Below are 13,929 nucleotides of genomic sequence, written 5' to 3'. Positions count from 1 at the left end.
AAGCGTATTTAATAGATGAAATACACTTTTTACGGTTTAACCGCAAGATTTTTAAGGACTTAAAATTAATAGGCTCGTTCTTTATTTCCTTCGTAAAAATTAATAAATGCTCTGTTTACAACTCTATTTCCTCCTACTGTTGGGTAATTACCTGTAAAATACCAATCTCCTAAGTTTTTAGGACAAGCTTTGTGTAAATTTTCAATGGTTTGGAAAATTATTTTTACCTCTGCATTTATACTTTCATCACTTAATAATTCAGCAATTTTATTAGAGATTTCTTCTGCAGTAAAAGGATTGTATATTTCTTTTACAAAGTTTTGTACGTCTTTATCTTCTAGGTCTTCTTGAGCTTTACACTTGTTATAAACGTTCTCAACAATATGGTATTTATTATTATCCTTAAGTAATTCTAAAGCAGCTCTAAAAGCCACTAAGCTTTCAAGGTTTGCCATATCTATACCATAGCAATCTGGATAACGAATTTGAGGAGCTGATGACACGACTATAATCTTTTTAGGATTTAACCTATCAAGCATTTTTAAAATACTCTTTTTTAATGTAGTTCCGCGTACAATACTATCATCAATAATTACCAAGTTATCATTTGGTTTTACTACTCCATAGGTAATATCGTAAACATGGGCTACTAAATCGTCTCTACTACTATCTTCTGTAATAAAGGTTCTTAGTTTTACATCTTTTATGGCAATTTTTTCAACTCTAATTCTTTCAGATAAAATTTCGGTTACTTTTTCTGCCGATATGTTACGTTGCCCAGATAGAATGGTTTTAGTTTTAGTTTTATTAAGTTCATTTTCGGCAGTTTCTATCATACCAAAAAACGATGTTTCTGCTGTGTTTGGTATATAAGAAAAAACTGTGTTTTTGGTATCGTTATTAATGGCTTGCATTACTTTAGGCATTAATAACCTACCTAGCATTTTTCGTTCTTCATAAATTTCGGCATCACTTCCTCTAGAAAAATAAATGCGTTCAAAAGAGCAGGCTTTGCGTTCTAAGGGTTCTAATATTTGTTTAAATCTTACTTCTCCAGATTTTTTTGTAATAATAGCATGTCCTGGGTCTAATTCTTTTACATCTTCAAATTTTACATTAAATACGGTTTGAATAACAGGACGTTCTGAAGCTACAACAACTACTTCATCATCTTTGTAGTAGTATGCAGGACGTATACCTGCAGGATCTCTTAATACAAAGAAATCTCCATGACCTATAAGACCAGCCATAGCGTAACCACCATCCCAATTCTTTGCAGCACGCCTTAAAATTTTGGCTACTTTTAATCGTTCTGCTATTTGTGGTGATGCTTCACGTTTATTATAGCCTTCTTTTTTTAAGTCTTTATATATTTTACTTACAGCATCATCTAAAAAATGACCAATTTTTTCCATCACAGTGACGGTATCTGTATATTCTTTTGGGTGTTGGCCTAATTCTATTAGATTGCTAAATAATTCTTTAACATTGGTCATGTTAAAGTTACCAGCCATAATTAAATTACGATGCATCCAATTGTTTTGTCTTAAAAACGGATGAACACTTTCAACACTGTTTTTGCCAAAGGTACCGTAACGTACATGACCAAGTAGTAACTCTCCTATATACGGAATATTTCTTTTTTGAGCTGCAACATCGTTTAAATATTCAGGGTGCGCTTTAAACTCATTATTAATTCTGTCATTAATTTGAGAAAAAATATCTTGAATAGGTTGTTGTTGAATAGATCTAATTCTACTTATATAACGTTCTCCAGGTTTGGTGTTTAACTTAATACTGGCAAAACCTGCACCATCTTGTCCTCTATTGTGTTGTTTTTCCATCATTAAGTACATTTTATTTACGCCATAAAATGCACTGCCATATTTTTCTTTATAATATTCTAAAGGTTTTAAAAGTCTTATAACGGCTATACCACACTCGTGTTTAAGAATATCACTCATTATGTAAAAGTTTTCGCTTTCGCGGAAAGATTAATTTGGTTTTATTTAATTAAAAAACGCGCTCTTTTTGAGCGCGCCAGTTTATTCTAATTCTATTTCAAATTGCGTTAATTGCTTAAACTGCAATAATCTTTTATGCACTTCTTCATTTGATAAATCTTGCATACGCTCTGTTCCAAATTTTTCAACACAAAATGAAGCTAATGTAGAACCATAAATAATGGCGTTTTTCATGTTTTCAAAAGATGTGTCATTTGTTTTAGCAAGGTAACCAGCAAAACCTCCGGCAAAGGTGTCGCCTGCTCCTGTTGGGTCAAACACTTCTTCTAAAGGTAGTGCTGGTGCATAAAACACATTGTCGTCATGAAACAATAACGCACCGTGTTCTCCTTTCTTTATTACTACATATTTGGGCCCCATGCTATGAATTTTTCTTGCTGCAACTACTAAGGAATACTCTCCTGTTAATTGTCTAGCTTCTTCATCATTTATTGTGATTACATCAACGCGTTTAATAACATTGTGTAATTCTTCTAGAGCAGAATCCATCCAGAAATTCATGGTGTCTAAAATAACTAAATCTGGTTTTGTTGTCATTTGATCTAGAACACTAGATTGGACGATAGGATGTAAGTTACCTAACATAACCACGCCAGCATCTTTATAATTTTCTGGAACTACAGGGTTAAAATCTGCAAGTGTATTGAGTTCTGTAACTAAGGTATCTCTAGAGTTCATATCATTGTGGTATTTACCACTCCAGAAAAATGTTTTACCTTCTTTTACAATTTCTACACCTGTAAGATTGATATTTTTGTTGGATAGTAAATTCAAATAATCTTGCGGGAAGTCTCCCCCAACAATAGATACGGCAGCAGTATCTATATTAAAATGAGATGCGGCTAAACCAATAAAAGTTGCTGCACCACCAAGTATTTTATCGGTTTTTCCGAATGGCGTTTCAATAGCATCAAATGCCATAGTGCCAACTATAACTAATTTACTCATAAAAAAGAGCGATATTTTTGTGCAAATATAAGTCTTTTATAGAGGTATTCAAGAATAATTTTTGTGTGGGTAATAACTCCTTTTTTTAGGGCAGTAAGCGACTTTGTATAATGAAACGATGTATTAAAACCAATTGCTGTTATTAATTTAATTGCTATTGGTGACGTAATTTATTTTATGATTTTTGATTATTTCTGTATTAAAACACTTTATTAGAAATTAATCTGTTAATTAAGTAAGCAAATAAAATTAAACTTAAACAGTAAAAATAAACAGAGAAGTTATCGTATATATAAGTTAAGAAGCTGTTTTTATGATGGTTAACATGATACTGTAATAAGTTTTCTAAAATAACTAAACCGTTATTAAGTGCATGAAGAATAATTACCATCCCTACACTTTTGGTTTTAAAATACACGTAACCTAAAAACAGACCTGAAATTAAGGCCCATAACATATTTAGTGAAGCTCCAATAAGATTTGTGAAGATTAAGTGTTCTAATGAAAATAAGATGGAAGATATTATTATGGATTTATTAGGTTTATAGCTAACTAAAAGTCCTTTTAAAATAACCCCTCTAAATATAATTTCTTCAAAAACAGGTGTAAGTATTACAATTGAAATAAGCCTTGTTTTTGAAGGTATAAAATTTTTATGAAATAAGTGAGAAATAGGTGAAATAAGTACTAAATATGTTAATAAGATTAAAGATAAGATAATAATGCTTTTATCAATTTTGAAGTTGAACCTCACTTTGATATTATTTTTTTTATTGACCACATAATATATTCCTAAAGCGAAAATGGAAGAACAAATATTGGCAATTATAGCTGATTTTTCAATCGATAATTTTAGAAAAAAAGCATTTAATGCAAATAGCGGGAAATAAGGAACCATATCAATTCCCATTATAGCAATTACCTCTAAAATGTTTGAAGGAAAGTGTTTTTTCATATTTAACAGAGTATAAACCCCATAATATATTAATACTATGGGGTTTGATAAGGTTAACTAAAACAGGTTGTTAATGCCATAAGCTATTAAATTCCAATTTACGGCAAAATGAAAATAGGCAATACGGTCACCTAAAATACTATCTCCATCGAACCCATTGGGGTCTAAATAGGGAATTTCTGTTCCGCCATTAACATTGATCATTTCTTTAGCATTTAGTTCTTTAGTGTTGAACTTTGTTAAAGTCATAATTTTTTAGATTTAAAATTATACAAAAATTTGAAAAACAAAAGAATGCGCATTATTTGTTTAGTTTTTGCAAGATAAACCCATTCACTGCACAAACCTTGCAGTGAAATATTCTTTAATAAGTTTTAATGAAAAAGTCTATTATTTCCTCCCAAAATCAGCAGGAATCTCTCCCCAAGCTTTGGTTTCCCACTTAACAATAATAGTTTTGTAAGTATTGGTTTTTAGCCAGTTTTCGGCTCTATCTACCAATTCAAAAAGCATCTTGTTTTTGTCTGTACGTTCTAGTTTAGTATTGCATTTTTTCTTTTTAATCCAGCTTATAGCAGTTCTAGAATCTGTGTATATAATTCTATTGCTTTTATGTTTTTTTAAAAAAGCCAACCCGTGAACAATGGCTAGAAATTCGCCTATATTATTGGTACCTTCTTCAAAAGGGCCTTGAATAAAGAGTTGCTTTTTAGTTTTGGTATCTACGCCACGGTATTCCATTTTTCCTGGGTTGCCGCTAACGGCAGCATCAACAGAAATAGAGTTATAATTAGGCTGCCCAATTTTTTTTAGTTGTGCATCAGATAGTTCACTTTTAAATTTTGAAGATTTTCCAATATAGTTTTTATAATTTTCTTCTAACGCTTTTTTAGCCGCATCTAGGGTTGAAAACGATTTGTAAATAGCCCCGTCAAAATTGTTTATCTGAGCTTTACAATCATCCCAAGACTCAAAAACGCCCGTTTTATGGCCTTTCCAAACGGTATAATATTTTTTCTTTTTCTTTGACATTTTTGTTATCCTGAACTTGCTTCAGGATCTCATTATTAATGTTTTACTTAATAGTTGTTTAACAATTTCTCAACAACTTTAGGGAAATGTTCCATCTCTAATTCATGAATTTTTGCGGCTACATCTTCAGCAGTATCAGTAGGAAGTACATCGCATTTTGCTTGAAAAATAGTAGCGCCTTCATCATAATTTTCGTTTACATAATGTATGGTAATGCCAGTTTCGGTCTCTTTATTAGCCACAACAGCTTGATGTACATGCATGCCATACATACCTTTTCCTCCAAATTTTGGTAATAAAGCAGGGTGCACATTTATTACCTTATTAGGAAATTCATTTAAAATAAATTCTGGAAACTTCCATAAAAAACCAGCCAAAATAATAAGGTCTGGTTTTGAGGCTTTTAAAATGTTCAAAACGTCGTGAGTCTTTGTAAATGCTACTCTATTAAAAGATAAAGTACTTACTTTAAGTTTTTTGGCGCGTTCTAAAACTTTGGCATGAGGATTGTTAGTAAGTATTTGAATAACAGATGCATTATCGCTGTTTTGAAAAAACTTAATTAAATTTTCAGCATTAGATCCACTTCCGGACGCAAAAATTACCACACGTTTCATATCACAGATTATAATGTTAAGATTGTTCAACAAAAAAAAGAATAATTATTAACATTTAGTAGGTAAAATTATAATACTTAAAAGTTATTTTAGTAAATTACAAACACATTTTTGAAGTAAACATGTGTTTTAAAAATAAAGTTTTTTATTTTTGCCAACTGAATTAAAACTTAAAATTAAAAGATTATGTCAGACATTGCATCAAGAGTTAAAGCTATTATCGTAGACAAATTAGGAGTTGATGAAAACGAAGTTGTTGCAGAAGCTAGCTTCACTAACGATTTAGGAGCAGACTCATTAGATACTGTAGAACTAATTATGGAATTCGAAAAAGAATTCGATATTCAAATCCCAGACGATCAAGCTGAAAATATTGCAACAGTTGGTCAAGCTATTTCTTATATAGAAGCTGCAAAATAAGCACGTTATTTTATGGAATTAAAGAGAGTTGTAGTCACAGGTTTAGGGGCTTTAACACCTATAGGTAACACCATAGATGAGTATTGGGATGGCCTAATTAATGGTAAAAGCGGTGCTGCGCCTATAACACATTTTGATACTGAAAAGTTTAAAACCAAGTTTGCATGCGAGGTAAAAAACTTTAACGTAACCGATTTTATAGATCGAAAAGAAGCCCGAAGAATGGATAAGTTTGCGCAGTATGCTATGATAGCTTCAGATGAAGCCATAGCAGATGCTAAACTAAATCTTGAAGCGGTTAATAAGTTGCGTGTTGGTGTTATTTGGGGAGCAGGTATTGGTGGTTTAGAAACTTTTCAGCAAGAAGTATTAAACTATGCTGCTGGTGACGGAACTCCAAGGTTTAATCCTTTCTTTATTCCAAAAATGATTGCTGATATTGCGCCAGCAAATATCTCCATAAAACATGGTTTTATGGGGCCAAACTACACAACAGTTTCTGCCTGTGCATCTTCTGCTAATGCTATTTTTGATGCCTTAAACTCAATTCGTTTAGGGTACACAGATGTAGTTGTTACCGGAGGAAGTGAAGCTGCAGTAACCATTGCCGGTATGGGAGGCTTTAACGCAATGCATGCACTATCAACTAGAAATGACAGTCCTGAAACAGCTTCAAGACCTTTTGATGGAACCCGAGATGGTTTTGTTTTAGGTGAAGGTGCAGGCGCTTTAGTTTTAGAAGAATATGAGCATGCTAAAGCAAGAGGAGCAAAAATTTATGCTGAAGTTGCAGGTGGAGGATTATCTTCAGATGCATATCACATGACAGCGCCTCATCCAGAAGGGCTTGGTGTAGTAGAGGTGATGAAAAATTGTTTAGAAAATGCAGGGCTAAAACCAGAAGATGTAGACCATATTAATACTCATGGAACATCTACTCCTTTGGGAGACGTGGCAGAACTTAAGGCCATTTCAAAAGTATTTGGTAGTCATGCTAAAAACATAAATATTAATTCAACAAAATCAATGACAGGGCACCTGTTAGGTGCGGCTGGAGCTATTGAGGCCATCTCAAGTATTTTAGCTATAGAGCATGGTATAGTACCTCCAACAATTAATCACACTACGGTTGATGAAAATATTGATCCAGAATTAAATTTAACTCTAAACAAAGCTCAAAAGCGCGATGTTAAAGTAGCAATGAGTAATACATTTGGATTTGGCGGGCACAACGCTTGTGTATTATTCAAGAAAATATAGACAGAATCCCGAGTGAAAAACATTCGTAACATATTAAATTCCCGTTTTAAACGCAACGGGAATTTTTTTATGGAAATAACTAAAATTGTAGGATTCAAGCCTAAAAATATTGAATACTTCAAAACGGCATTTACACATCGTTCTATGAATATAAAGGATGATGAAGGAAACGCTATAAATTATGAACGTCTAGAGTTTTTAGGTGATGCTATGCTAAGTGCTGTTATAGCTTCTCATTTATATCAGGAAGCACCAGGAGGAGATGAAGGTTATTTAACAAAAATGCGCTCTAAAGTGGTAAGTAGAGAGCATTTAAATGAATTGGGTAGAGAATTAAAACTAATTGATTTAGTAGAAAGTAAAATACCTGCCGGACAATTTGGAGATAATATTCACGGCAATTTATTTGAAGCTTTAGTAGGAGCCATATTTTTAGACCGAGGTTATAAATATTGCGAAAAATTTATCTTTAAACGGGTTATTATCCCTAAGGTAGATATTGAAAAGCTAGAGGGGAAAGTTATTAGCTATAAAAGTTTACTTATAGAATGGTGCCAAAAAGAAAAGAAAACCTTTGGTTACAATGTATATGAAGATACCGGAAACGATGATGTAAGACATTTTTCAGTAAAATTATCTATAGACCAAAAAGTAGTAGCAAAGGCTAGAGCAACTTCAAAGAAAAAAGCCGAAGAGAAAGCTTCAAAACGTGCTTTTTTTGCTTTTCAGAATAAGATTTCTAAAATGCTGTAAAAAATTACTGTTAATTAAAAGTTAACTATAACGTTTTAGTTACTTATCTTTTCAAGATTAACTAAATCCTATCTCAATTCAATATTATAAATATTATATTTACGCCTACAAAATTAGGGTATGGCAATTCATAAACTTGTTTTTGATGATGTTGAAGAAGACCTATTTACTTTAATTGCAATACATTGCACCCTTGAAGATTATAGGTTAGCTTATCTCTTGAACAAATTTTTAGGAATTACTTTAATTAGAAAACCATTAGATTTAGATTTTCAAAATGGAGAATTAACCTATTCTATTTATGAGTGGGAAGATTGCAAACAACAAACCATTTGGAATTTAGTATCTAACGTATGTAAAACGGAAGATTATAGACAAGGTAACAGTAATTCATTATTTAGTTTACAAGAAAAAACAACTAAAATAAATTACCTATTACCAGAATATAAAACCGTTAATTATTTTTTAAAAATAGATAACGAGTTCAATTTTAATAAAGAAAAATATATTATAGATAGTATATTAAAAATACCACAGGTGGCAACTGCCTACAGTATTAAATCTGATAAATTGAAATCTAAAGATCATTTAATTTTTAGCTAATGTCATTAACAAAAAAGACCAAAATAGTAGCCACATTAGGACCCGCAACAAGCAGTAAAGAAGTTTTAAAAGGCATGCTTGAAGAAGGGGCTAATGTTTTTAGGATAAATTTTTCTCATGCCGATTATGAGGATGTTGCCGAACGTGTAAAAATGATTCGAGAACTAAACGAAGAGTACGGTTTTACTGCTGCTATATTAGCAGATTTACAAGGGCCAAAACTTCGTGTTGGTGTTATGAAAGAAGAAGTAGTTGTAAGTCCTGGGGATGAGATTGTTTTTGCAACAGGAGAGCGTTTTGAAGGTACCAAAGAACGTGTTTACATGACTTACGACAGGTTTCCGCAAGATGCTAAACCAGGAGAACGCATTCTTTTAGATGATGGTAAACTTATTTTTGAAGTAGTTTCAACAGATCAAAAATCTGAAGTAAAAGCTAAGGTAATTCAAGGCGGACCACTTAAATCTAAAAAAGGAGTAAACTTACCTAATACCAATATATCACAACCGGCATTAACCGAAAAAGATATAAATGATGCTATTTTCGCAATTAGCCTTGATGTAGATTGGATTGCTTTATCATTTGTTCGTCATGCAGAAGATTTAATGCAGTTGAGAGATTTAATTAATGAGCACTCAGAGCATAAAATTCCTATTGTAGCTAAAATAGAAAAGCCAGAAGCTATTGAAAACATTGATAAAATAGTAACTCATTGTGATGGTATTATGGTGGCACGTGGTGATTTAGGCGTTGAAATTCCTGCAGCCGATGTTCCCTTAATTCAAAAGCAATTAGTATTGCGTGCTAAAAAAGCCAGAATTCCGGTAATTATTGCAACACAAATGATGGAAACCATGATTTCTAGTTTAACACCAACTAGAGCAGAGGTTAATGATGTTGCAAACTCGGTTATGGATGGCGCCGATGCTGTTATGCTTTCTGGAGAAACTTCCGTTGGTAATTATCCGGTACAAGTAATTAGTCAAATGGCTAGTATTTTAAAAAGTGTTGAGAATTCACCTTTAATTAAAGTACCACAATTACCACCACATATTCGTACTAACAGATATATTACTAAATCTATTTGTTATCATGCGGCAAATATGGCTAATGAAATTGATGCAAAAGCCATTTCAACCTTAACAAATAGTGGTTATACGGCGTTTCAAATTTCGGCTTGGAGACCATCATGTCATATTTTAGTTTTCACATCTAATAAACGCATATTAACCCGCCTTAGTTTACTTTGGGGAGTGCGTACTTTTTATTACGATAAGTTTGTGAGTACAGATGAAACTATTGAAGACGTTAATAAAATTGCTTGCCAAAAAGGATATGTAGATGTTGGTGATATGCTTGTAAGTTTAGCAGCAATGCCAATACAAGAAAAAGGTATGGTTAATACGTTACGTGTTACAGAAATAAAAAGCTGTAGTTTTTAATTTAAATTATAGCTTAGTTAATAAAAAAGAGGGGCAATAAATGTTGCCCCTCTTTTTTAGTGTACTTATAAAATGCTAATTACCAAGCACCAATAAAGTGGCTACCTTCAGCATTAATTAATTCGGCTCCTTTTGTTACGGTACCTGTTTCGGTATCTACAACATAAATATTACCGTTTTTACCTACAGATGCTGCGGTTAAATAAATATCGTTACCATCTACAGCATAACCTTGGTATTGGAACATTTCCATATCAACATCATAAGGAATATCGGTTATTTTAGTTGCTGTTTTTGCATTTAAATCTATTAAAGCAAAGTAGCTTTCTCCTCTTCCAGAAATACCTTCTTGAGAACCATCATGACGATAAGCTAATACACCTTTACCATTTGCAGCAGGCCTCCAAGCCAAAACATAAGCACCTGTAACACCTAAGGCTTCATCTAAATTAAAATCGTATGAATTATCATATTCATTATTGGCATCAATTTTTAAAATATAAGAACCTTCTGGGTCACTTTGGTTAGCTTGATACACGCTTCCGTTGTATTCAAAAGCATTAATACTACGGTAGCCATTTGTGTTTCCATGACCTACAGTTGATGTTATTATTGTTGGGTTTAATAATGATGGGTAATCTAGAACAATTGTTTTAGAACCTAAAATGTCGTAATCGCTATCGCTCTCAAGTGTACTTGGGTCTATTTTACTTATACGAGCACCTATGTATAATTTATCTCCAGCAGTATTTAATGTTGGCATATCTATTCTTGATATATAATAACCTTTTGCAGCATCTTCATCATTTAAAGTTATAGTATGTTCTTGGAAATTTTTAATTGAAGAGTTAACCAAATCAAGCGTTACAATACCAATGGTAGAATTTGTGTATAAATAAGTATCATCGGTAACATCTTCTGTAGTTCCATTGTCATCAACTTGGTGTTCTGTAGATACGTACACAGCGGCTCCGGTTTGGTCGCCATCAAATAATTTAATCCAACGAGGTGCTGTACCAACATAAGGCTCTATACTAATTTCAGAACCCGTTTTTACAAAGTTATTACCACCTTCAACAGTGTATTTTGTGTAAACACCTCCGGTATCGCCAGCATAACTAATATTAAATATTGTGTTGCCATCTTCCGATGCTTGTAAACGCGCTGTACGGTTTGATGGTGCAACAAAACCATTATTAAATGGGTCTATTTGTACATTTTCATCTTGTGCATCTTCTTTAGTAACCGAATAAATTAAGGTACCACCGTTACCATCTCCTGGTTCTGTTCCCATTAAGGCACCTGCAATGGTTATCCAACGGCTATTGTTTTCATTGTCTTCTTCAATAATATTTGGTGTATCATCGTCTGAACAACTAAAGAATATTGCTAAAGAACTAAATAGTAGTACTATAGTTTTAAGGTTTAGAATAGTTTGTTTCATTTTATACTTGTTTTAAAATTTATTGATTGAATAATTTAGTTTTACATAAAAAGCACGTCCTGGTTTTTGTACCGACATGTTATCGTAGGCCGCTTTATCAAATATATTTTTGGCGTCAAAGCTTAGCACCAGTTTTTTATTAGGAAATATGTAGCTACAACCTAAATCTTGAATAAATTGGCTAGGGATTACAAATTCATCATAGCCCGTATTACTATCTCCTGGTGGATTTAAATACAAAAACTCATCAGTAAAGTAGTTGCTGTAATAAAGATTTAATCGAGATTTATTTTGGATGATATTTTTAAATGAATAACGTAAGCTACCATTCATGGTAAATAACGGCGTATTAGGAATATCAACTGTGTTGCCATACCTATTTGTATATTCTAAAGTTAAGCGTGACAGATTAAAATTTAACCCGAAGTTATTTTTAAAATTATAACTAAATTGAAACTCGACACCTTTAGAAGTAGTTTCACTATCAAAATTAGCGTATTGTACTAGTTCATCGTTTTCCCAGCTATCTTCACTGCTTGCGGGTAGCCCAATTAAATCTTGTATGTTTCTAGCAAATAGGTTGGTAGAAATTGTAAAATCGTGTTCTTTAATAGAATATTTTCCGAAGCGAAATCCTAAATTGAAATTTTTACTAATTTCTGGTTTTACTGTAAGGTTAGCAATAACATTATCTCCAGCATCACCAAAAACTTCTATTTCACTTGGTAGCCTAATGGCTTTTTCGGCCGAAGCCAACAGGGTAAATGTTGGTTTAAAGGCATAAGACCCTGCTAGCCCAAAACCATTGTAGTTTTTATCGCTTTTATAAACGGTTTCAATAACTTCTGTTTCGTCATCGTTAAATTCGGGTGATGTGTTTAGTACTTTTTGTCTGTAGTGTTTACCAAAAACATTAAGTTTTAGTTTGTTTTTAAGTGCATTTAATTCGTAACTTAATGAGGTTATATTTTTGTATAAATCGCTGGTTTGCTGAAATGTGTTTTCAAGTAAAGACACCATTTCATCAGAATCTTCACGATCTAAACCACTATAAAAATGGTTCACTAAAATTTTATGATTACTGTTTATTTTATAAGAAACCCCAGCTCTAATAGATGACACATTTCGCTTTATATGAAGTAGTGTTGGTCCTTGCTCATTTTGCGCGCCCCAAGTATATTCATATTCATCACCTTTGTAATCTATAGCTCTATTACCTGTCCAACTATAAGCAATGGCGGTGGTATCATTAACTATTCTGTTTCGTTCACCAAATACCCCAGTAACATTTACATCTAAGCCGTTAACAAATAAATCTTTTTTTAAATAAACTAAATTGGCTAATACGGCATCAGACTCTAAAAACCGGCCTTTGTAAGGGCGTCTGGTTACAAAAGCACCATGTTGCACTTGTTTATAATCATCAGATGCAGTTACTCCAATAAAAAATTGGTCAGCCCATTTAACATCAGTATAACCTATGTTTAATATACCGCCCGTTGAGCGATAAGCATCATAAAAGCGTCTCGTTGTAATAGGGGTTTCTACCCCTCCAATACCAATATCTACAATAGTTGGTCCTGAAATTTTATAATCGTTGTCAGAATAATTATGAAATGCTGAGGTTTTTACCGTAAATCCCGACTTTTCAAAACGATAAAGACCATTTATATTAGCCTGAAAAGTATTAAAAGAACCATAAGAAACCGATGCGTTTAAACTTGTTTTAGTTCCTTTTTTTAAAACAATATTTATAGCGCCACCTAGTGCATCATCGGCCAAATGCCCAGGAATTACACCTTTGTAAACTTCAACACGTTCTATTAATGCAGGCGGAATACTGTTTAAGTTAAACGATGACCCGTACATAGACATAGGAATACCATCTATAAAAATGGTTACAGAGTTGCCAGATAAACCATTTAAACTGTATTCAACATTAGACCCTAAACCGCCATTTTGCCTAAGTTTTACGCCAACTGTTGCGTTTAAAAGTTCATTGGTTTGAACGTTTCTTAAACTTGCTTCTTTGGTTTCAATAAGATTTACAGAAAAACCTTTGGTTTCCGTTTTTCGTTTTTCTGTTTCTGTTTGTATTAATACTTCACTTAGGGCTTGATAATCTGTTATTTCTAGTATAACATTAACAGATTTGTTTGTGCTATTTAGTTGAATTTGTTTCGTTACGCTTTTAGCATTAAGCGAACTTATAGTTAGTGAATAATTACCAAAAGGAAGGTTTTTAAATACAAATTCACCATTAATTCCTGCTGAAGTTTCTTGTTTTAAAGAGCTGTTTTGAACAACTATTGTTGCGCCTAAAGCAGGTTTATTATTGTCAAATAAAACATAACCAGAAAGTGTGCTATTTTGAGATAATGCACTTAAACTAAAACAAATTGCAATTAAAGAAAATAACGACTTTGCCAAA

General features: G+C 32.6%; 13 protein-coding genes. 5 read left to right on the top strand and 8 right to left on the bottom strand.

What is annotated here, in order from left to right:
• Positions 1–65 precede the first annotated feature (65 nt).
• The 6 genes from BWZ22_RS06395 to purN all read right to left on the bottom strand — a co-directional run bounded on the left by BWZ22_RS06395 (position 66) and on the right by purN (position 5,576).
• On the bottom strand, positions 66–1,964 hold the full coding sequence (locus BWZ22_RS06395) for a hypothetical protein (protein WP_076698759.1): 1,899 nt from the start codon (positions 1,962–1,964) through the stop codon (positions 66–68).
• 81 nt (positions 1,965–2,045) lie between these two features.
• Positions 2,046–2,972 (bottom strand): PfkB family carbohydrate kinase, encoded by a 927-nt coding sequence (locus BWZ22_RS06390; RefSeq protein WP_076698758.1) that lies wholly within the window; start codon positions 2,970–2,972, stop codon positions 2,046–2,048.
• A 199-nt stretch (positions 2,973–3,171) separates the two neighbouring features.
• Positions 3,172–3,927, bottom strand: a complete 756-nt coding sequence (locus tag BWZ22_RS06385; RefSeq protein ID WP_076698756.1) for a CPBP family intramembrane glutamic endopeptidase — start codon at positions 3,925–3,927, stop codon at positions 3,172–3,174.
• Positions 3,928–3,984: 57 nt separating this feature from the next.
• Positions 3,985–4,176 carry a hypothetical protein gene (locus tag BWZ22_RS06380; RefSeq protein WP_076698755.1) on the bottom strand — a complete coding sequence of 64 codons (192 nt, stop codon included), beginning with the start codon at positions 4,174–4,176 and terminating at the stop codon, positions 3,985–3,987.
• A gap of 141 nt (positions 4,177–4,317) precedes the next feature.
• Positions 4,318–4,959: a viroplasmin family protein gene (locus tag BWZ22_RS06375; protein WP_076698753.1), complete on the bottom strand. Its 642-nt coding sequence runs from the start codon at positions 4,957–4,959 to the stop codon at positions 4,318–4,320.
• 47 nt (positions 4,960–5,006) lie between these two features.
• Positions 5,007–5,576: a phosphoribosylglycinamide formyltransferase gene (gene purN, locus BWZ22_RS06370; protein ID WP_076698752.1), complete on the bottom strand. Its 570-nt coding sequence runs from the start codon at positions 5,574–5,576 to the stop codon at positions 5,007–5,009.
• 186 nt (positions 5,577–5,762) lie between these two features.
• Here purN and BWZ22_RS06365 point away from each other — a divergent pair, with 186 nt between their 5' ends.
• The 5 genes from BWZ22_RS06365 to pyk all read left to right on the top strand — a co-directional run bounded on the left by BWZ22_RS06365 (position 5,763) and on the right by pyk (position 10,054).
• Positions 5,763–5,996: an acyl carrier protein gene (locus BWZ22_RS06365; protein WP_076698750.1), complete on the top strand. Its 234-nt coding sequence runs from the start codon at positions 5,763–5,765 to the stop codon at positions 5,994–5,996.
• A gap of 12 nt (positions 5,997–6,008) precedes the next feature.
• Positions 6,009–7,256, top strand: coding sequence for a beta-ketoacyl-ACP synthase II (gene fabF, locus BWZ22_RS06360; protein ID WP_076698749.1), 1,248 nt, complete (start codon positions 6,009–6,011; stop codon positions 7,254–7,256).
• Between the two features lie 69 nt (positions 7,257–7,325).
• Positions 7,326–8,009: a ribonuclease III gene (gene rnc, locus BWZ22_RS06355; RefSeq protein ID WP_076698747.1), complete on the top strand. Its 684-nt coding sequence runs from the start codon at positions 7,326–7,328 to the stop codon at positions 8,007–8,009.
• A 120-nt stretch (positions 8,010–8,129) separates the two neighbouring features.
• The gene (locus BWZ22_RS06350; protein ID WP_076698746.1) at positions 8,130–8,612 is read left to right on the top strand and encodes an IPExxxVDY family protein; all 483 of its coding nucleotides are present in this window, start codon (positions 8,130–8,132) and stop codon (positions 8,610–8,612) included.
• Positions 8,612–10,054 carry a pyruvate kinase gene (gene pyk, locus BWZ22_RS06345; RefSeq protein WP_076698744.1) on the top strand — a complete coding sequence of 481 codons (1,443 nt, stop codon included), beginning with the start codon at positions 8,612–8,614 and terminating at the stop codon, positions 10,052–10,054. The genes BWZ22_RS06350 and pyk overlap by 1 nt, the downstream gene beginning before the upstream one ends.
• A gap of 79 nt (positions 10,055–10,133) precedes the next feature.
• Here the strand turns inward: pyk and BWZ22_RS06340 are convergent, their stop codons facing one another.
• Both BWZ22_RS06340 and BWZ22_RS06335 read right to left on the bottom strand, forming a co-directional pair.
• Entirely contained in the window at positions 10,134–11,498 is a 1,365-nt protein-coding gene (locus BWZ22_RS06340; RefSeq protein ID WP_076698743.1) for a hypothetical protein, read from the bottom strand.
• A 12-nt stretch (positions 11,499–11,510) separates the two neighbouring features.
• Positions 11,511–13,928 (bottom strand): TonB-dependent receptor plug domain-containing protein, encoded by a 2,418-nt coding sequence (locus tag BWZ22_RS06335; RefSeq protein ID WP_076702340.1) that lies wholly within the window; start codon positions 13,926–13,928, stop codon positions 11,511–11,513.
• Between the last annotated feature and the right edge of the window lies 1 nt (position 13,929).

It is taken from the genome of Seonamhaeicola sp. S2-3, assembly GCF_001971785.1.
GTDB lineage: Bacteria > Bacteroidota > Bacteroidia > Flavobacteriales > Flavobacteriaceae > Seonamhaeicola.
The sequence above is the reverse complement of the archived record's forward strand: the minus strand, read 5'-3'. Positions and strand labels throughout refer to the sequence as shown.

What these genes read in the sequence shown, in the direction of transcription:
- BWZ22_RS06395 (WP_076698759.1), bottom strand. Translation starts at nt 1,964, where the DNA reads ATGAGTGATATTCTTAAACACGAGTGTGGTATAGCCGTTATAAGACTT.
- BWZ22_RS06390 (WP_076698758.1), bottom strand. Translation starts at nt 2,972, where the DNA reads ATGAGTAAATTAGTTATAGTTGGCACTATGGCATTTGATGCTATTGAA.
- BWZ22_RS06385 (WP_076698756.1), bottom strand. Translation starts at nt 3,927, where the DNA reads ATGAAAAAACACTTTCCTTCAAACATTTTAGAGGTAATTGCTATAATG.
- BWZ22_RS06380 (WP_076698755.1), bottom strand. Translation starts at nt 4,176, where the DNA reads ATGACTTTAACAAAGTTCAACACTAAAGAACTAAATGCTAAAGAAATG.
- BWZ22_RS06375 (WP_076698753.1), bottom strand. Translation starts at nt 4,959, where the DNA reads ATGTCAAAGAAAAAGAAAAAATATTATACCGTTTGGAAAGGCCATAAA.
- purN (WP_076698752.1), bottom strand. Translation starts at nt 5,576, where the DNA reads ATGAAACGTGTGGTAATTTTTGCGTCCGGAAGTGGATCTAATGCTGAA.
- BWZ22_RS06365 (WP_076698750.1), top strand. Translation starts at nt 5,763, where the DNA reads ATGTCAGACATTGCATCAAGAGTTAAAGCTATTATCGTAGACAAATTA.
- fabF (WP_076698749.1), top strand. Translation starts at nt 6,009, where the DNA reads ATGGAATTAAAGAGAGTTGTAGTCACAGGTTTAGGGGCTTTAACACCT.
- rnc (WP_076698747.1), top strand. Translation starts at nt 7,326, where the DNA reads ATGGAAATAACTAAAATTGTAGGATTCAAGCCTAAAAATATTGAATAC.
- BWZ22_RS06350 (WP_076698746.1), top strand. Translation starts at nt 8,130, where the DNA reads ATGGCAATTCATAAACTTGTTTTTGATGATGTTGAAGAAGACCTATTT.
- pyk (WP_076698744.1), top strand. Translation starts at nt 8,612, where the DNA reads ATGTCATTAACAAAAAAGACCAAAATAGTAGCCACATTAGGACCCGCA.
- BWZ22_RS06340 (WP_076698743.1), bottom strand. Translation starts at nt 11,498, where the DNA reads ATGAAACAAACTATTCTAAACCTTAAAACTATAGTACTACTATTTAGT.